Source organism: Pseudomonas wuhanensis, from assembly GCF_030687395.1.
In the GTDB taxonomy this organism is placed as follows: domain Bacteria; phylum Pseudomonadota; class Gammaproteobacteria; order Pseudomonadales; family Pseudomonadaceae; genus Aquipseudomonas; species Aquipseudomonas wuhanensis.
In genome coordinates this window covers 6,411,555-6,431,681 of record NZ_CP117430.1, presented here as the reverse complement: position 1 = coordinate 6,431,681, position 20,127 = coordinate 6,411,555, and the positions used below count along the sequence as shown (strand labels likewise).

The 20,127-nt window shown below is 61.2% G+C and carries 7 protein-coding genes; 4 read left to right on the top strand and 3 right to left on the bottom strand.

Annotation, left to right across the window (positions count from 1 at the left end; translation table 11 throughout):
* Window positions 1–287 precede the first annotated feature (287 nt).
* Entirely contained in the window at window positions 288–998 is a 711-nt protein-coding gene (locus tag PSH88_RS29580) for a GntR family transcriptional regulator (protein ID WP_305424284.1), read from the bottom strand.
* A gap of 198 nt (window positions 999–1,196) precedes the next feature.
* On the opposite strand from PSH88_RS29580, the gene lapG reads away from it, so the two are divergent.
* From lapG to PSH88_RS29565, 3 genes are all read left to right on the top strand, one after another.
* Window positions 1,197–1,889, top strand: coding sequence for a cysteine protease LapG (gene lapG, locus PSH88_RS29575; protein WP_305424283.1), 693 nt, complete (start codon window positions 1,197–1,199; stop codon window positions 1,887–1,889).
* A gap of 14 nt (window positions 1,890–1,903) precedes the next feature.
* On the top strand, window positions 1,904–3,850 hold the full coding sequence (gene lapD / locus PSH88_RS29570; RefSeq protein ID WP_305424282.1) for a cyclic di-GMP receptor LapD: 1,947 nt from the start codon (window positions 1,904–1,906) through the stop codon (window positions 3,848–3,850).
* A gap of 458 nt (window positions 3,851–4,308) precedes the next feature.
* The gene (locus PSH88_RS29565) at window positions 4,309–4,584 is read left to right on the top strand and encodes a DUF6124 family protein (RefSeq protein ID WP_305424281.1); all 276 of its coding nucleotides are present in this window, start codon (window positions 4,309–4,311) and stop codon (window positions 4,582–4,584) included.
* Window positions 4,585–4,965: 381 nt separating this feature from the next.
* Here the strand turns inward: PSH88_RS29565 and PSH88_RS29560 are convergent, their stop codons facing one another.
* Both PSH88_RS29560 and PSH88_RS29555 read right to left on the bottom strand, forming a co-directional pair.
* Complete coding sequence (locus tag PSH88_RS29560; protein WP_305424280.1) at window positions 4,966–5,304, bottom strand: tryptophan synthase subunit beta; 339 nt, start codon at window positions 5,302–5,304, stop codon at window positions 4,966–4,968.
* Between the two features lie 147 nt (window positions 5,305–5,451).
* A complete protein-coding gene (locus PSH88_RS29555; RefSeq protein ID WP_305483434.1) occupies window positions 5,452–18,387 on the bottom strand; it encodes a retention module-containing protein in 12,936 nt (4,311 codons plus the stop codon).
* Window positions 18,388–18,745: 358 nt separating this feature from the next.
* On the opposite strand from PSH88_RS29555, the gene PSH88_RS29550 reads away from it, so the two are divergent.
* Window positions 18,746–20,098, top strand: a complete 1,353-nt coding sequence (locus tag PSH88_RS29550) for a TolC family outer membrane protein (protein WP_305424279.1) — start codon at window positions 18,746–18,748, stop codon at window positions 20,096–20,098.
* Window positions 20,099–20,127: the final 29 nt, after the last annotated feature.

Sequence of the window (20,127 nt, the reverse complement as noted above, 5' to 3'; positions counted from 1 at the left end):
CGCGGGTGCGGTGCGTCGCCCGTCATTATTCGTTGGCAGCTCAAGAGTGAGCGTAATTCACGGCAGTCGCTATCACCCCTGCATGATCTGATAGGTGCAATTGTGGGGTTTAAGGAGGAAGGGGCTTTGGGGCGCGGGCAGGAAGTCGCGGCACACCGGCGCGGTGTGAACGAATGGGGATTTGTAAACAGATTTATTCATCGAGCGATCCAGGTGCTGATCAGCTCGAAATCGTGACAAACGAAAGCGAGCCCTTCAAAGGGCTCGCTCGGGATTGTCGGCGCGGGTTACTTCGTGGTTTTCCTGCGCTGCGGTTCAGAGCTTTCGAGGTAGCGCGTGATGACTTCGACACCTCGGTTGAGGTGGTTTTCGAGCAACGTCACTGAGCGCTCGACGTCCCGCTCTTCGGCGGCCCGCAATAGTGCCCGGTGATCTTCCTGGGACAGTTTGCCCAGGCCCATGGCTTCCAGATTGAAGCGCAAGAAGCGCTCCTCTTCGTTCAACCCGTCTTCGACGAGTCTCAGCAGCCGCTGGTTGGGGGCCTTTTTATAAAGCGCCATGTGGAACAGGCGATTGAGCCGGCCTATCTCGGTGTAGTCGTGTTCCGTCTCCAACTCGTCGATATAGCGCGCCGCTTGTTCGAAATCGGCGGCTTCAAGCAGGGGGATCGACCGACGCAGGGCTTCGGACTCCAGCAGGATTCGCAGTTCATAGGTTTCTGCCGCATCGCCCTGGACCAACGGTGCAACCACCGCGCCTTTGTGGGCGATCACGTTGAGCAGCGATTGCGCTTCGAGCTGGCGCAACGCTTCGCGCACCGGCATGCGGCTGACGCCGAACAGGTCGGCGAGGTCTTGCTGACGCAGGGCGATGCCGCACGGAATGCGACCGTCGAGAATCGCCGCGCGCAGGGTTTCTTCGATCACCGAGCGTGCCAGATGGGCGGGAATCGGCCCGTTGACCTTGATACTGCTGAGAGGGTTGGGCTTCTGTGTCACGACAAACGCACCCTGTTTGGCTGAAATACTTGGATCCAAATGGACACTAGTGACTGCCTGACGGGTTGTCAAACGGGCAAAGGATCGCATTACCTTAAAGTCTAGCGTGCCGACGGTGATCTCACCGTGCCATTGTCTTTTACCGGGCTAACCTGCACCATCAACCGACTTCCACCTGCCTACTCTGGATGCCTCGCATTGGCGGCACGTTTCGCGATCCCTCGGACTTTGCGCTGGCTAGGCTGCGCGCTGCTGCTGACCGGCGTCATGCTGGGCGGGCTGCATGCCGACTGGGATTTTTCGCTGATCAGCCGCCGCGCGCAGGCATTGTACGGGCCTTTGGGTGAAGGGCAGCCGCGTATTGATGCCTGGCAGCAGTTACTGGCCACGCAAAAGCAGATTGGCGAGCTGGAACAGCTCAACGTGGTCAACCGCTTCTTCAACAAGCAGATGCGCTACGAAGAAGACCTCGACCTGTGGCACGAGGTCGATTATTGGGAAACGCCGATCGAAGCCTTGTGGAAAGGCGCCGGTGACTGCGAAGACTACGCTATCGCCAAGTATTTCAGCCTGCGCCATCTCGGTGTCTCCAGTGACAAGCTGCGCATCACCTACGTCAAGGCTTTGCGCCTGAACCGAGCGCACATGGTTCTGACCTACTACTCGAGCCCCGAGGCCATGCCTTTGGTGCTCGACAGCCTGATCGACGCGATCAAGCCCGCCAGCCAGCGAACCGATTTGCTGCCGGTCTACTCTTTCAATGCCGAAGGGTTGTGGTTGCCGGGTGCCAAGGGTAACAAGAAGGTCGGAGACACCAAACGCCTGTCCCGCTGGCAGGATGTGTTGAAGAAAATGCAGGCCGAAGGTTTTCCGGTCGAGACGACTAACTAGGAGCACGCGCTCAGATGTCTTTGTTCAAACAGCTGTTGATCGCTATCTGTCTGTTCCTGGTGGTCGCCTTCACCGGCAGCTTCATGGTCAGTCTGGAAAGCTCGCGTACCCAGTACGTCAACCAGTTGCGCTCCCACGCCCAGGACGCCGCGACAGCGTTGGCGCTGTCCCTGACGCCGAACATCGACGACCCGGCGATGGTCGAGTTGCTGGTCAGTTCGATCTTCGACAGCGGTTATTACGCGAGCATCCGCGTGGTCGATCTGACCAACGACAAGACGATTGTCGAGCGCAGCGGCATCCCGGCGGTCACCAACGTGCCGGACTGGTTCGTCAAACTGATCGGCCTGGAACCGGCCGGTGGCGACGCCCTTGTCAGCCGTGGCTGGGAGCAGGCCGCGCGGGTCGAGGTGGTCAGCCATCCGATGTTCGCGTTGGCCAAGTTGTGGCAGAGCGCGTTGGGCAGCCTTGGCTGGTTGCTGCTCTGCGGCGCGGTGAGCGCGGTGCTGGGCGCGCTGTTGCTGCGCCGGCAACTCAAGCCGCTGGATTACATGGTCAAGCAATCCCACGCCATTGCTCGCCGCGAATTCCTCAGCCTGCCGGAACTGCCGCGCACCCCGGAACTGCGCCGGGTGGTGCAGGCCATGAACCAGATGGTCGAAAAGCTCAAGGCGCTGTTCCAGGAACAGGCCGAACGCAGTGAAAAACTGCGGGCCGAATCCTATCAGGACAACCTGACCGGCCTGGCCAACCGGCGCTATTTCGAAATGCAATTGAACGCGCGAGTGAATAATTCCGAGCAAGCCAGCTCCGGCTATTTGCTGTTGTTGCGGGTCAAGGACCTGGCGGGTTTGAACCAGCGCCTGGGTGGTCAGCGCACCGATCAATTGTTGAAAACGGTGGGCGAGCAGTTGTCCCGGGAGTGTGCCAAGTACCCGGAAACACAGAACCTCGTCACGCGCATTCGTGGCGGTGAATTCGCCGTGCTGGCGCCGGGGCTGGTGCGCGAAGAAGCGCTGCAACTGGCAAGCAACCTTGAAAGTGCCCTGACGAGCCTGCATGCAACGGGCGCCACGGACGTGGCGTCGGTGGCTTCGATCGGGCTGGCGCCGTTTGCCCATGGCGACTCGCCGCAAGCAGTGATCGGGTTGGCGGATCAGGCACTGGCCCAGGCAGAAAGCCAGGGCGAACCGAGTTGGGCCTGCCTCGATCAAGGCGCGCCGGCGCGGGTTGGCGACGATCACCATGCCTGGCACACCCTGTTGGATGAGGCGTTGGATCAGCAGCGTTTCGAGCTGTATTTCCAGCCGGTGGTGGCCAGCCACGACACGCAGGTGGTGCTGCATTACAAAGTGCTTTCGCGCCTGCTCGACGAGCAAGGCCAGACCATTCCTGCCGGGCGTTTTTTGCCATGGCTTGAGCGTTTCGGCTGGACCGCGCGGCTGGACCGTTTGATGCTGGAGCTGGTGCTTGAGCAGATGGCCGAGCATGAAGAGTCGCTGGCGCTGAACCTGTCTTCGGCAACGCTGGCGGATCCGCAGGCGTTGAACAAAGTGTTCGACATCCTGCGTCAGCATTCGAATCTCGGGGAACGACTGACCCTGGAAATCGGCGAAGAGCAATTGCCCGAGCAAGCGGTGCTGGAACAGCTGACGCGGCGTCTGCACGAACTTGGGTTCTCGCTGAGTCTGCAGCGTTTTGGTGGGCGTTTCAGCATGATCGGCAACCTGGCGCGGCTGGGGTTGGCGTACCTGAAAATCGACGGCAGTTACATCCGGGCGATCGATCAGGAGAGCGACAAGCGTCTGTTCATCGAGGCAATTCAGCGGGCGGCGCATAGCATTGATTTGCCGTTGATTGCCGAGCGGGTTGAGACCGAAGGGGAGTTGGCGGTGATTCGCGAGATGGGGTTGTATGGGGTTCAGGGGCAGTTGTTTGGTGAGCCTAAGCCTTGGCAGTGAGGCTGATGCCGTCATCGCGGGCAAGCCCGCTCCCACAGGATTTGTGTGGTACCACAATCCTGCGTTCACCTCCTCCCTCTGTGGGAGCGGGCTTTCCCGCGATGGCGCCCGTGCGGACACCGATTATTCCGATAGCAGAGTCCTAAGAGATTTCCTTCAAGTTGTAGCGGTTTTGGTGAACTTGTTCCGGCCGAAACTCAGGGCTAGTCTGGCTTTGTCACTGAATAATCGGTGACACGGACGTGCAAGTCCGACCAAACTGTTTAGGTAGCGTGCTGCCATTCCTCTCAATGAGCATTTCGATGTTCACTGCTTTATGGCGGCTGCGCGCAGGAGATCCTCGGATCTGCTGGGTGTCCTAAACAGTCCCGGTCTTGCACACCTGCGCACGGCCGCCACCCTATTTCGCGTGCAAGCGAACGGTGACGGCTCCAACTTACTGTTTAGGATGATTTCTTATGTTCAAAGTAACGCCGAATCCGCCCCCCGGCCCCCGCAAAGGCCACCTCTTCACCGTCTCCCCCGACATCGACACCGAAGCCCTTCTGGCCAATGCCTCCGAAGACCTGCTGTCCATCAGCGCCATCGCCGCCGATCTTGCGGACGATGTGGAAGGCTCACGGCGATCCATCGCCCTGGCGCTCAGCCGATTGGCCGATGGTGTGCGGTTGTTGGTGGAGCGGGCGCTGGATCACCTTGACTCGCCGCAGATGAAGCCTCGGGCCGAGGTTTAGCGTGAGGTAGCACAGATGATCGTTCCCACGCTCTGCGTGGGAATGCAGCCCGTGACGCTCCGCGTCACAATGGTGCCAGGCGCAACCGTCGGCGGTGGGGCTGGAACGCGGAGCGTCCCTTGAGACATTCCCACGCAGAGCGTGGGAATGATCACCGCGGTGGAACGGGCGCTGGATCACCTTGACTCGCCGCAGATGAAGCCTCGGGCCGAGGTTTAGCGTGAGGTAGCACAGATGATCGTTCCCACGCTCTGCGTGGGAATGCAGCCCGTGACGCTCCGCGTCACAATGGTGTCAGGCGCAACGTCGGCGGTGGGGCTGGAACGCGGAGCGTCCCTTGAGGCATTCCCACGCAGAGCGTGGGAACGATCGGCGTCGGGCTTAGATCAACCCCGTCTCATCATCATCGATCAATTGGCTCAACCCTCCCAGCGCTTCACGGGCCTGGTTTCGGTCCATCAGCTTGGCCTGCGCGGCCGGCGGCAGATCGGTAACGCGGATTACGCCTTTTTGGGTCAGCACCTGAATCAAGTCGTCGAGTACCCGGATCATTTCCAGGTCGCTCTGCTTGAGTTGCTTGAGGCTGGTTTCCACCACTTCGTGGGCAAACCAGGCCTGGATTTCATGATGGTCGGCCGGCAGCGTTTCCGTGGCCTCGGCGTAGGCCGTGGCTTCCACGCGCACTAACTGACCTTGCGCATCGCGTTGCACGTAAAACATTGAGCATCCCTCGGAAATGGACCAGCGTCGTGCTGTCAGCAGCATAGGCCAACGCAGGCGAGTATGCGGTGCGACGACGAAATCGTCACCCGTGAGGTGGACGCAAACGCGACGGCCGCCCGGTTTGGGCGGCCGTCAGTCTGCTGATCAGCTGTTGTTGTGATCGACTTTGATGGTCGGGTCACTGCCGGCGATCAACGAGTTGATGCTGGCGCTGGACCAATTATTACCTTCCAATTTGATCGTCACGTCCGGGGTGGCCGCTGCAGCGTCGGCACCGTTGAACTTGCCGCCAGAGCTGACTTGCAGGGACGACACACCATCCACCGTGGTGATCTTCAGGAAGTTATCGATGGTGCTGCCGGTTTCGCCCTGCAACAGATCACGCAGGTCGATGCGGTCGCCTTCGCTGGCCTTGAAGTCCTTGATCACGTCGCTGCCGGTATCGCCAGCCTTCCAGATGAAGGTGTCGGCGCCCGAACCGCCAATCAGAAGGTCGTTGCCTTTACCGCCGATCAACGAGTCGTTGCCGCTGCCGCCGAGCAGGATGTCATTGCCCTTGCCGCCGTCGAGGAGGTCGTTGCCACCCTGGCCGAAGAGAATGTCGTTGCCCGCGCCACCCAGCAGTGTGTCGTTACCGTCGTGGGCGCCAGACACGTCGAACTCGGTGTAATGCTCGGTGATGTACTGATGCACGTTGCTGGTGGTGACTTTGCTGGCGTCGACGCCGGTCTGCTGGGCCACGAACGCCTGCATGGCCTGATAACCCTCACCGGCAACGCCGTTGAAGCTCACCAGATCGCCGAACAGGAGGTCGTTGCCGTCACCGCCGCTGACCGTGTCGGCACCCGGCATTGTCGCTTCGGTATGGCCGATGATCGAGTTGGCCAGGTCTTTCGGGTCGATGTTGGTTTGTGGCGTCTGATCCGAGTCGTACGGCTTGAGATCGCCGAGGGTGACGTCCTTGTTCAGGCCGATGGCTTCTACCGTCGACACGTTGCTCAGCAAGGCGAAGCCGCTGGAGGAGTTGTCGATGGCGGTGGAATCGGTGCTATAGCCGGTGCCATCGCGATAGGACAGTTCGTACGTGCCGTTACCCTCGGCATGGAGGGTGCCCAAGTCTGAACTGTGCCAGTTGCCTTTTTTATTCTGAGTCTCCAGCGTGACGTTGCCGGCGCTGTCGATGGTCAGGTAATGAGTGCTGTCCAGGTAGCCGGAATAGGTCTGCCCCAACTTGTAATGGGTGGTGGCGATGACGTCATCGAGCTTCACATCGCCGTACAAGGTCGGGTTGGTCTGCTCGCCGCTCTGGTAGTAGGTCGGCTTGCCGTCGGTGATGAAGTACGTGAGGTTCTTCGCGCCGGTGTTGGCAATGGCGTCGGCACTCTGGAACCAGTTGGCCGTGGTTTTGAACACGTCCTCGTAGTTGGTGCCGCCGCCGGACGACATCGAATCCAGAACGGATTTGAGCAAGGTCAGGGCGTTCGGGTCATTCAGGTTCACCGACACCGATTTGTTGACCTGGGTATCGAAGTCCACCAGGAAAATATTCACGGTCCCGGAGTTACCGCCCATGCTTTGCTTGAGGGTATTGAATACCGCGGTCAGCGAATCCTTGGCGGCGCTGATCGAAGAAGCGCTCATGCTGCCCGAGCTGTCGACCATGAACGCGATGTTGTAGTTGGTGCCCGGCACCACGGTCAGCCCGCCGATGTCGGCGACCATGATGTCGTTGCCATCGGTGCCGGTGATGGTGTCGTCGGCGGCAGTGGCGGTCACCGCGTTATAGACCGACGGATACACCGTGACCGGGATCTGCGCGGTGCTCGGTGCCGAACCGCCATGGGCTTCGGTGGAGGTCGAAGTGACGGTCAGGGTGAACTGGCCGTTGTAGTACGGCGGTGGAGTAACGGTCAGCGTGCCGAGGTTCCAGCCGGTGACGTTGGCTTCGCCATTGGTGGCGCTGGCGATGAAGGTGTGGCCTGCGCCATCGGTGAGGACCGAGCCCGCCGGTATGCCGCTGATCTTCACGCTCAGGCTTTCAGAGCCGTCGGTGTCGGTCAGTGCCGTTTTGATCGCGGACAGGTGAACGCTGGTGCCTTCGGCGCCTTCGTTGAGTTTGTAGCCGTCGTAGTAGCCTTCGCCATTGGTGCCGTGCAGGTCGGAAACCGTCACGCCAGAAGCGGCCAGATCGGCCACGCCGGTGTACAGCGGCACGCCGGCGCTGCTCAGGTCGACCGCCGCACCGCCGTTGACCGACAGGTTGACGTCATAGCTGCCTGGGCCGCTCTGGTTGTGGTGGTAGATGTCCAGGGTGTAGTAACCGCTGGTGGTCGGGATGAACGAACCATTCAGGTTACCGCCCGCACCCCAAGTGATTGCGGCCACGTTTTTACCGCCGATGGTCACCAACAGGCTGTCGTCACCGGTACCGCTGAAGGTGTACGTCTTGCCGGCTTCGAGGTAGATCAGGCCAGAGGTTTTCGAAGCGGTTCCGGCCGTGACACTGCCGTTGGACTGCACATTGGTCACAGTGCTGCTGGAGTTCGGGGTGCCCGCGCCGTCGATGATCGATTTCAGCGTGCCGGAAGACGCGCCGCTGCCATCGGTGCCGAGGCCCGACAGGCCGGTCCAGACTTCCTTGATCAGGCCAGTCGACTTGACGCTGTTGTCCGCGACGCTCAGGGAGGGCGCATCGGCAACCGGCGTGATGTCAATTTTCACCGTGCCAGTGTTGCCCAGCAGTTGACCGTCGGTTGGCTGGAACTTGATCTGCGCGTAGTCGGCCTGTTTGTTGCCCACGCCGGTGCCGCCGTAGGCATCGACACCCGATTCGTTGGCATCCGGCGTGAAGCGCAACTTGCCGGCGTCGATGTCGGCCTTGCTGAAGGTCTGGTTGGTGGCCACGTCTTTCCAGGTCGCGCCGTCCAGGTACTGCAACTTGCCTTCGCCCGGCAACTGAGTGATTTTCACCCCCAGGTTGGCAGTTGCGCTGTCGACATCGCTGACGCCAAAAGTCGACCAACCGAGGATCAGCGGGGTGTCTTCGGTACCGGTGACGTTAACCGGCGCGGCGGTTGGCGCGTCATTCACAGCCACCACGTTGACGGTGGTGGTTGCGGTGTTGGAGTAGTTGCTGCCATCGGTCACCGTCACGGTGATGATCCGCGGCACTGTGCTCGGGTCCTCACTGCTGTTGGTGAAACTGATGTTTTTGATCTGCTGCATGTAGTCGGCCAGCGTCGCGTTGCCCGACAGGGTCAGGGTGACGGTGCCGTCCTGGCTGTTGGCATTGATGCTGATGCCATTGACGCTGTTGCCCAGGTTCAGCGCGTCGCCCGGCTGACGGTTGGTCAGCACGATGGTCGCGCCGGTCAGCATCGTGCTGTCCGGGTCGGTGATGCGCAGGTCGGTGTCGCCGATCGATACGCCTTGGCCGGTGGTGCCTTCGGTGAAGGTCACGTTGTAGTTGGCCCCGGTGGCGCCACTGGAATTGTTGGCGTCCAGGTCGAGAACCGGCGCTGCATCGTTGTCGATGATCGAGGTGCTGACGCTGCCGTTGGACGCGCTGACCGTGAGGTTTTCGAAGTTGCCGCCAGTGGCCGAGTCGATCTTGACCACGAAGTTCTCGGTGCCTTCGGTGAGCTTGTCGTCCAGCGTCGCGACGTTGAAGCTCGCACTGCTGGCGCCCGCCGGGATTTTCACGGTGTACACACCGGTAAAGTCCGAACCGTCGGCGGCGGTGCCGCTGTAGACGATTTTCAGAGTCACTTCGGTCTGTGCCGGGTGAGTCAGGCTGACGGTGTAGCTGGCGGTCTGGCCTTCGGTGACCGAGGTGCTGCCGCTGATGCTGACTTCGGTTTTGTCGATCGTGTCGGTGACGGTCGTGACCGCAGCAGTATTGCTGGTGACCAGGTTTTCGAAGTTGCCACCGATCGAGCCAGTGATGGTTGCTTCGACGGTGCCGGCGTCTTTGTAGACGTCGTCCTTTGGCGCATCGACGGTCACGGAACCGGTAGTTTTGCCCGCGTCGATGGTGATGACGGCGCCGTTGCTGAGCGTCACGGTCACTGGTGTGCCGGCCGCGTTGGTCAGGGTCGCTGTGTAGGTGATCTGGCCGCCTTCATCCACGGTGCCGGTCGCGGTCAGCGACAGGTTGGTGGTGTCCTGGGTATCAGTCACCGAGGTGTCGGCCGACTTGCCGTCGACTTCCAGCTTCTCGTAGTTACCGCCCTTGGCGTCGTCGATCTTGACGCTCAGGGAGGTGCCGCCGGTCAGGGCATCGTTTGGTGCGGTGAAGTTGACAGAACCGCTGCTCGAGCCGACCGGGATGGTGATGGTCTGGCCATTCGACAGGGTCACAATGAGTGGTGCGCCGGTGACCGGCGCAGACACGGACGCGGTGTAAACCACGGTGCCGCCTTCGGCCACAGCGCTGGTCGCGGTGAGGTTCACGGTCGAGGTGTCGATGGTATCTGTGACGTCAGTAACCGCAGCCGCCGGGTTGGTCGCCAGGTTTTCGAAGTTGCCGCCTGCGGCGTCCTTGATCGTGACTTCAACCTTGCCGGCGTCTTTGTAGACGTCGTCTTTTGGTGCATCGACGGTCACGCTGCCGGTAGTCGCACCGGCCGCGATGGTGATGATGGCGCCGTTGCTCAACGTGACAGTGACCGGGGTGCCGGCGGCGTTGGTCAAGGTCGCGGTGTAAACGATGGAACCGCCTTCAGCCACGGAGTCGGTTGCGCTCAAACTGAGGGTTGTGGTGTCCGCAGTATCAGTCACCGAGGTGTCCGCCGACTTGCCGTCGACTTCCAGCTTCTCGTAATTGCCACCTTTGGCATCGTCGATCTTGACGCTCAGCGAGCCGCCACCGGTCAGGGCATCGTTCGGCGCAGTGAAGTTGACGCTGGCGCTGCTCGAGCCGACCGGGATGGTAATGGTCTGGCCGTTGGACAGGGTCACAACCACCGGCGAACCGGTGACTGGCGACGTCACGGACGCGGTGTAAACCACGGTGCCGCCTTCAGCCACAGTGCTGGTCGCGGTGAGGTTCACGGTCGAGGTGTCGATGGTATCGGTGACGTCGGTAATCGCAGCCGCCGGGTTGGTCGCAAGGTTTTCAAAGTTGCCGCCCGCAGCATCCTTGATGGTCACTTCGACTTTGCCAGCGTCTTTGTAGACGTCGTCTTTCGGTGCGTCGACAGTCACGGAGCCGGTAGTCGCACCGGCCGCGATGGTGATGATCGCGCCGTTGCTCAACGTGACAGTCACTGGTGTACCGGCGGCGTTGGTCAGGGTGGCGGTGTAAACGATGGAGCCGCCTTCAGCGACCGAGTCGGTTGCGCTCAGGCTGAGGGTTGTGGTGTCCGCAGTATCGGTGACCGAGGTGTCTGCCGACTTGCCGTCGATTTCCAGTTTTTCGTAGTTACCGCCCTTCGCATCTTCGATCTTGACGCTCAGCGAGCCGCCACCGGCTAGTGCATCGTTTGGCGCAACGAAGTTGACAGAGCCGCTGCTCGAGCCGACCGGGATGGTGATGGTCTGGCCGTTGGACAGGGTGACAACCACCGGCGAACCGGTGACTGGCGACGTCACGGACGCGGTGTAAACCACGGTGCCGCCTTCAGCCACAGTGCTGCTCGCAGTGAGGTTCACGGTCGAAGTATCGAGGGTATCGGTCACGTCGGTGACCGCAGCCGCTGGGCTGGTGGCCAGGTTCTCAAAGTTGCCGCCCGCAGCATCCTTGATGGTCACTTCGATTTGGCCGGCGTCCTTGTAGACGTCGTCCTTCGGTGCGTCGACAGTCACGCTGCCCGTAGTCGCGCCAGCGGCGATGGTGATCACAGCGCCGTTGCTCAACGTGACGGTGACCGGAGTCCCGGCCGCATTGGTCAGGGTCGCGGTGTAAACAATCGACCCCCCTTCCGCGACGGAGTCGGTCGCCGACAGGTTGAGGGTGGTGGTTTCCGGAGTATCGGTGATCGAGGTGTCTACCGATTTGCCGTCGACTTCCAGCTTCTCGTAGTTACCGCCCTTGGCATCGTCGATCTTGACGCTCAGGGAGCCACCGCCGGCCAGTGCATCGTTTGGTGCGGTGAAGTTTACAGAACCACTGCTCGAGCCGACTGGAATGGTGATGATCTGACCGTTGGACAGGGTGACAACCACCGGCGAGCCGGTGACTGGCGCCGACACGGACGCGGTGTAAACCACGGTGCCGCCTTCGGCGACGCTCGAAGTGGCAGTCAGCGAAACGGTGCTGGTATCGATGGTGTCGTTGACGGTGGTGACGGCCGGAGTGTCGCTAGCCACCAGATTCTCGAAGTTGCCGCCGGTCGCGTCTTTGATGGTCGCTTCGACAGTGCCGGCGTCCTTGTAGACATCATCCTTCGGAGCATCGACGGTCACGGAGCCGGTAGTTTTACCCGCTTCGATGGTGATCACGGCGCCGTTCGACAGCGTCACGGTGACTGGTGTGCCGGCCGCATTGGTCAGGGTTGCCGTGTAGGTGATCTGTCCGCCTTCATCCACGGCGCCGGTCGCGGTCAGCGACAGGTTGGTGGTGTCCTGGGTATCAGTCACCGAGGTATCCGCCGACTTGCCGTCAACTTCCAGCTTCTCGTAGTTACCGCCCTTCGCATCGTCGATCTTGACGCTCAGCGAGCCGCCGCCAGCCAGGGCATCGTTCGGCGCGGTGAAGTTCACGCTGGCGCTGCTCGACCCGACCGGGATGGTGATGGTCTGGCCATTCGACAGGGTCACAACCACTGGCGAACCGGTGACCGGCGCCGATACGGACGCGGTGTAAACCACGGTGCCGCCTTCGGCGACGGTAGACGTCGCGGTCAGGTTCACCGTTGAGGTGTCGAGGGTGTCAGTCACATCGGTGACCGCAGCCGCTGGGCTGGTGGCCAAGTTTTCAAAGTTGCCGCCTGCGGCGTCCTTGATGGTGACTTCGACCTTGCCGGCGTCTTTGTAGACGTCGTCCTTAGGCGCGTCGACAGTCACGGAGCCGCTGGTGGCACCGGCAGCAATGGTGATCACTGCACCGTTCGACAAGGTTACGGTAACCGGCGTGCCGGCGGCGTTAGTCAGGGTTGCGGTGTAAACGATGGAGCCACCTTCAGCGACGGAGTCGGTCGCCGACAGGCTGAGGGTGGTGGTATCCGCGGTGTCGGTCACCGAGGTATCCGCCGACTTGCCGTCGACTTCCAGTTTCTCGTAGTTACCGCCCTTGGCATCGTCGATCTTGACGCTCAGGGAGGTGCCACCGGTCAGGGCATCGTTTGGTGCGGTGAAGTTGACGCTGGCGCTGCTCGAGCCAACCGGGATGGTGATGGTCTGGCCATTGGACAGGGTGACGATCACTGGCGAACCAGTCACCGGAGCAGACACCGAAGCGGTGTAAACCACGGTCCCGCCTTCAGCCACAGCGCTGGTCGCAGTGAGGTTTACCGTCGAGGTGTCGATGGTATCAGTCACATCGGTGACCGCAGCCGCTGGGCTGGTGGCCAGGTTTTCAAAGTTGCCGCCTGCGGCGTCCTTGATGGTGGCTTCGACCTTGCCGGCGTCTTTGTAGACATCGTCTTTCGGTGCGTCGACAGTCACGGAGCCGGTAGTCGCACCGGCCGCGATAGTGATGGTCGCGCCGTTGCTCAACGTGACGGTGACCGGAGTCCCGGCCGCATTGGTCAGGGTCGCGGTGTAAACAATGGAACCGCCTTCAGCAACCGAATCAGTAGCGCTCAAGCTGAGAGTTGTAGTGTCCGCAGTATCAGTCACCGAGGTGTCGGCCGACTTGCTGTCGACTTCCAGTTTCTCGTAGTTGCCACCTTTGGCATCGTCGATCTTGACGCTCAGCGAGCCGCCACCGGCCAGTGCATCATTTGGCGCAACGAAGTTGACAGAACCGCTGCTTGAGCCGACCGGGATGGTGATGGTCTGGCCGTTGGACAGAGTGACAACCACTGGCGAACCGGTGACCGGCGCGCTGACGGACGCGGTGTAAACCACGGTGCCGCCTTCGGCGACGGTGGACGTCGCGGTCAGATTCACGGTCGAGGTGTCGAGGGTATCGGTCACGTCGGTAACCGCAGCCGCCGGATTGGTGGCCAGGTTCTCAAAATTGCCGCCCGCGGCGTCCTTGATGGTCACTTCGATCTGGCCAGCGTCTTTGTAGACGTCGTCCGTTGGTGCATCGACGGTCACGGAACCGGTGGTTGCACCGGCCGCGATGGTGATCACCGCACCGTTCGACAAGGTCACGGTAACTGGCGTGCCAGCGGCGTTGGTCAGGGTCGCGGTGTAAACAATGGAACCGCCTTCCGCGACCGAATCAGTCGCCGAGAGGCTGAGGGTGGTGGTGTCCGGAGTATCAGTCACCGAGGTGTCTGCCGACTTGCCGTCGATTTCCAGCTTCTCGTAGTTACCGCCCTTGGCATCGTCGATCTTGACGCTCAGGGAGCCGCCGCCAGCCAGGGCATCGTTCGGCGCGGTGAAGTTGACGCTGGCGCTGCTCGAACCGACCGGGATGGTGATGGTCTGGCCGTTGGACAGGGTGACAACCACCGGCGAACCGGTCACCGGCGCCGATACGGACGCGGTGTAAACCACGGTGCCGCCTTCAGCCACAGTGCTGGTCGCGGTGAGGTTCACGGTCGAGGTGTCGATGGTATCTGTGACGTCGGTAACCGCTGCCGCCGGATTGGTCGCCAGGTTTTCGAAGTTGCCGCCCGCGGCGTCCTTGATGGTGACTTCAACCTTGGCGGCGTCTTTGTAGACGTCGTCCTTCGGTGCGTCGACAGTCACGCTGCCCGTGGTCGCGCCAGCGGCGATGGTGATCACTGCACCGTTCGACAAGGTCACGGTCACTGGTGTGCCGGCCGCGTTGGTCAAGCTCGCGGTGTAGACGATGGAACCACCTTCGGCGACCGAATCAGTAGCGCTCAGGCTGAGGGTGGTGGTATCCGCGGTATCAGTCACCGAGGTGTCGGCTGATTTGCCGTCGACGTCCAGCTTCTCGTAATTACCGCCCGTTGCGCCGTCAATCTTGACGCTCAGGGAGCTGCCGCCCGCCAGGGGGCTGTTTGGCGCGACAAAGTTCACGCTGCCGGTGGTTTCGCCGACCGGGATAGTGATGCTCTGGCCGTTGGACAGGGTGACGACCACTGGCGCACCGGTGACGGGTGCGCTGATCGTCGCGGTGTAGACCACGGTTTCGCCTTCGGCGACATTCGCGGTGGCAGTCAGCGAAACGGTGCTGGTATCGATGGTGTCATTGACGGTGGTCACCGCAGGCGTATCGCTGGCGACCAGGTTCTCAAAGTTGCCGCCGGTCGCGTCTTTGATGGTCGCTTCAACGGTACTGGTGTCTTTATAGACGTCGTCCTTCGGTGCATCGATGGTCACGGAGCCGGTGGTTTTGCCCGCTTCGATGGTGATGACGGCGCCGTTGCTGAGCGTGACGGTGACTGGTGTGCCAGCCGCATTGGTCAGGGTCGCGGTGTAGGTGATCTGGCCGCCTTCATCCACGGTGCCGGTCGCGGTCAGCGACAGGTTGGTGGTGTCAGCGGTGTCGGTCACCGAGGTGTCTGCTGACTTGCCGTCGACTTCCAGCTTCTCGTAGTTACCACCTTTGGCATCGTCGATCTTGACGCTCAGAGAGCCGCCGCCAGCGAGGGCATCGTTTGGCGCAACGAAGTCGACAGAACCGCTGCTTGAGCCGACCGGAATGGTGATGGTCTGGCCGTTGGACAGAGTGACGACCACTGGAGAACCGGTGACCGGCGACGTCACGGACGCGGTGTAAACCACGGTCCCGCCTTCAGCGACGGTGGACGTCGCCGTCAGATTCACGGTCGAGGTATCGAGGGTATCGGTCACATCGGTGACCGCAGCCGCCGGATTGGTCGCCAGGTTTTCGAAGTTGCCGCCCGCGGCGTCCTTGATGGTGACTTCAACCTTGCCAGCATCTTTGTAGACGTCGTCTTTTGGCGCATCGACGGTCACGGAACCGGTAGTCGTACCGGCGGCAATGGTGATGATCGCGCCGTTGCTCAGGGTGACGGTCACTGGCGTGCCAGCGGCGTTGGTCAAGGTCGCGGTGTAAACGATGGAGCCGCCTTCAGCGACCGAGTCAGTTGCGCTCAGGCTGAGGGTGGTGGTATCCGCGGTGTCGGTCACCGAGGTATCCGCCGACTTGCCGTCGACGTCCAGTTTCTCGTAATTGCCACCCTTGGCATCGTCGATCTTGACGCTCAGAGAGCTGCCACCGGCCAACGCATCATTTGGCGCAACGAAGTCGACAGAGCCGCTGCTTGAGCCGACCGGAATGGTGATGGTCTGTCCGTTGGACAGGGTGACAACCACCGGCGAACCGGTGACCGGCGCCGACACGGATGCGGTGTAAACCACGGTGCCGCCTTCGGCGACGCTCGATGTGGCAGTCAGCGAAACAGTGCTGGTGTCGATGGTGTCGTTAACGGTGGTCACCGCAGGCGTATCGCTGGCGACCAGGTTCTCGAAGTTGCCGCCAGTCGCGCCTTTGATCGTCGCTTCAACGGTGCCTGCGTCTTTATAGACGTCGTCCTTCGGAGCATCGACGGTCACGGAGCCGGTGGTTTTACCCGCTTCGATGGTGATCACGGCGCCGTTCGACAGCGTCACGGTGACTGGGGTGCCGGCCGCATTGGTCAGGGTTGCGGTGTAGGTGATCTGGCCACCTTCATCCACGGCACCGCTGGCGGTCAGCGACAGGTTGGTGGTGTCCTGGGCATCAGTCACCGAGGTGTCGGCTGATTTGCCGTCAACTTCCAGCTTCTCGTAATTACCACCCTTGGCATCGTCGATCTTGACGCTCAGAGAGCTGCCACCCGCCAACGCATCATTTGGCGCAACGAAGTTGACAGAACCGCTGCTCGACCCGACCGGAATGGTGATGGTCTGGCCATTCGACAGGGTCACGACCACCGGCGAACCGGTCACTGGCGCGGTAACGGAAGCCGTGTAAACCACGGTGCCGCCCTCGACAACGCCCGCGGTAGCCGTTAGCGAAACGGTGCTGGTATCGAGGGTGTCAGTCACGTCAGTGACCGCTGCCGCCGGGTTCGTCACCAGGTTCTCAAAGTTGCCACCGGAGGCGTCAGTGATGGTGACTTCAACCTTGCCGGCATCTTTATAAACATCATCGGCAGGCGCATCGACGCTCACGCTGCCGGTGGTTGCACCGGTGGCGATGGTGATCACCGCACCGTTGCTCAGGGTCACGGTGACCGGCGTACCGGCCGGATTGGTCAACGTCGCGGTGTACAGAATCTGACCACCTTCAGCCACTTCGGTGGACGCCGACAGGCTCAGGCCGGTGTCGTCTTTCGAATCGGTAATGGTGGTGAGCGCCGGCTCGGTGCTCGGGGTCAGTTGCTCGAAATTGCCACCGGTGGTGCCGGTGATCGTGGTGCTGACGGTGCTGCCATTGTTGTAGACGTCGTTGGCCGCGGTATCGACCGTCACGCTGCCGGTGGTCTTGCCCGCTTCGATGGTAATGACCGAGCCATTGCTCAAGGTCACGGTCATCGGCGTGCCGGCCGGGTTGGTCAGGGTGGCGGTGTAGGTGATCTGGCCGCCTTCGACGACGGTGCCGGTGGCGCTGAGGCTCAGGCCGGTGTTGTCGATCGAGTCGGTGATGGTGGTGACTGCCGGCGTGGTGCTCGGTACGAGGTTCTCGAAGTTGCCGCCGGTAGCGCCAGTGATCGTGGTGCTGACGGTGCCGCCGTTGTTGTAGACGTCATTGGCCGGCGTCGGAACGTTCACGCTGCCGGTGGTGTTGCCGGCGGCGATGGTGATGATCGAACCGTTGGACAGAGTCACGGTGACTGGCGTCTGCGCCGGGTTGGTCAGGGTTGCGGTGTAAGTGATCTGACCGCCTTCGGTGACGGTCGAGCCCGCCGTCAGCGTGACGGTGGTGGTGTCGGCGGAATCGGTAATGGTGGTGACGGCTGGAGTCGGGTTCGGCACCAGGTTTTCGAAGTTGCCACCAGTCGCGCCGGTAATCGTGGTGCTGACGGTACTGCCGTTGTTGTAGACGTCATTGGCCGGCGTCGGAACGTTGACGCTGCCGGTGGTGTTGCCAGCGGCGATGGTGATGGTCGAACCGTTGGACAAGGTGACGGTGACCGGCGTCTGCGCCGGGTTGGTCAATGTCGCGGTGTAGGTGATCTGGCCACCTTCCGTGACGGTCGAGCCCGCTGACAGTGTGACGGTGGTGGTGTCGACGGTGTCGGTGACCTGGGTCACGGCCGGAGTCGTCGGCGGGGTGACCACGATACCGCTGCCCCCCGTGGTGCCGGTGACGGTTACGTTGATCTGGGTCGGATCGTTATAAACCGTGTCGTTCGGTGCCAGCGGAACGTTGACGGTGCCGGTGGTTTGGCCGGCTGCAATCACGATCACCGAGCCGTTGGACAGGGTAATGGTCAGGTCGGTCAGCGGCGCCTGGGTCAGGGTCGCGGTGTAAACCAGCACGCCACCGGCCTCGGTGATGGTCGGCGTGGCGCTCAGGCTCAGGGTCGATTCGCGCAGGGCATTGGTGCTGGTATCGGCAGTCTGGCCGCCGGTGGTGTCTTGTGTTGCCAACGCGGCCGTGGCGAGGCCTTCAGTCGGGAAGCCGATAGTCGGGTCGACTCGGGCAGCGGTTGCCTCCAGGGCCACGAAGCTGTGGCCACCACCGGTAGAGCCGCCCCCGCTCGCAGCCGTAGGGCCGGCCGCGGTGGCTTCAAGAGCGGTGGTCGGGTCGACGCCGGCGGCGATGGCTTGCTGCAATTCGTCAACCGATGGCGCGGCTTGTGCAGTGGCTTGCGCAAGGTCGGTGCTGGAATCCGGGTCGCTGCCGCTCCACTGAGTGTCGCGGCCCAGGTCCAGGGTGCGGCCATCAGCCAGTTCGAGCGTAATGGCGCCGGCGGCGCCGGTGTCTACCTGATCGCCGACCAACAACCGGTCGCCTTCAACGAGTACGCGGCGGATGCCCTCTGGCGACACCGCGAAAACCTGACCAACAATGCTTTTGACGATGGCAACAACACTGCTCATTGAAGACTCTCCGGGTGTCACGTTCAGTTGACTTCCATGAACCGCTAGGCGTGATAGCCGATCGGGGCTGGACGTACTTTCAAGATATTTGCTGCATAAGTTTGACGCTTAATTCGTCAATAATTTGGCTATATTTTTTCGAAATTAACTTTATGCCAAACTATTGACCTTAAGGGAGCCATCCTAAACAATCGTCCCAGTAATGTCACATTGATATTTAAGCGGCGACCTGTCCTACAGCGTGTGATCCAGTTCCGTTTTTGAACTTTCCGACATACGGTCATTCCGGTTGCCATCATGCGATGCAGCGCCAGGTTCTGCAGTGATTCAAGACAAGAAGTCCCGGGAAATTCCTACTATGCGTTTGCACCTGTTCAAGGCTCTACCCTTCGCCCTTGCCGCCAGCTTTGTTCAGGCGCAAAGCCTCCCGCAGGCCATGCAGCAGGCGCTGGATGTCCATCCGGAAATTCAGGCAGGGGTTAACAGTCGATTGGCCGCGGATTATCAGTTAAAGGCCGCTAAAGGGGGATACCTGCCAAGGGTCGATCTGCTCGGCGGTTATGGTCGCGAAGGCACCGACAGCGTCACCACCCGTAATGCTGGCACCAACAATCACTGGGAAACGCTGAACCGCAGTGAGTCAAGTTTACGTCTGTCGCAGATGGTTTTTGACGGTTTTGCGACGTCCAGCGAAGTAGGGCGTCAACAAGCCACCGTTAATTCCCGTGCTTATTCCTTGTTGGGCACGTCGGAACGTACCGGGTTGACCGTCGCTCAGGTCTATCTCGATGTATTGACCCGCCGCGAATTCGTGCGCCTGGCCGAAGACAATCTGAAGAACCACGAACGGATTCTTGACCAGATCAAATTGCGCACCCAGCGCGGCGTGGGTAGTGGCGCCGACCTCGATCAGGCTGACGCGCGCATGGCCCAGGCCCGCAATAACCTGATCACTGAACAGACCAACCTGGCCGATGCCGAAACCAACTACCTCAGCGCCGTCGGCCAGATGCCCGATCAATTGGAGCGGCCTGCCGATTTCATGGCGCTGTTGCCGGCCAATCTGAATGAAGCCCGGGCGCAGATGCTGGAAAACAGCCCGATCCTGCGTTCCGCCGAATCCGATATCGCTGCCGCCGAGAAGCAGTACGAAGCCGCCAAGTCGAGCTTCTACCCGCGCTTCGATGCCGAACTGGGTCGCAGCGCCGACAATGATCTCGACGGTCAGAACGGTCACAACAATGAATGGCAGGCCATGCTGCGCATGCGCTTCAATTTGTTCGCCGGTGGCAGCAACAAGGCTGATCTGGAATCCAAGTCCTACCTGTCGAACCAGGCGCTGGATATTCGCAACAACGCCCTGCGCGTGTTGAACGAAGAACTGGGCCTGGCCTGGAACGCCCTGAACAACGCCAACGCCCAAGTGCCGATCGCCCAGCAATATGTCGATCGCAGCGCCAGTGTGCGCAGTGCTTATCAGAAGCAGTTCAGCCTCGGCGAACGCACCTTGCTCGACCTGCTCGACAGTGAAAACGAGCTGTTCAGCGCTTCCCGTCGGCTGGCCGAGATCAAAAACATTCAGTTATTTACTCAGTACCGAATCAAGGCGACCATGGGCGAATTGCTCAAAAGTCAGGGCGTTGTCGCACCATTGGCATCCGTTGTGCAGAACGACGTGAAGCCCAAGGTTCAGTTGCCCGGGATGAATTGAGTCCTGCCCCATTTCAATCGTTAGCCAAG

Bases quoted from the DNA above. Each gene is read 5' to 3' on its own strand.
- PSH88_RS29560 (WP_305424280.1), bottom strand. From the start codon at position 5,304: ATGTTTTACGTGCAACGCGATGCGCAAGGTCAGTTAGTGCGCGTGGAA.
- PSH88_RS29550 (WP_305424279.1), top strand. From the start codon at position 18,746: ATGCGTTTGCACCTGTTCAAGGCTCTACCCTTCGCCCTTGCCGCCAGC.
- PSH88_RS29555 (WP_305483434.1), bottom strand. From the start codon at position 18,387: ATGAGCAGTGTTGTTGCCATCGTCAAAAGCATTGTTGGTCAGGTTTTC.
- PSH88_RS29565 (WP_305424281.1), top strand. From the start codon at position 4,309: ATGTTCAAAGTAACGCCGAATCCGCCCCCCGGCCCCCGCAAAGGCCAC.
- lapD (WP_305424282.1), top strand. From the start codon at position 1,904: ATGTCTTTGTTCAAACAGCTGTTGATCGCTATCTGTCTGTTCCTGGTG.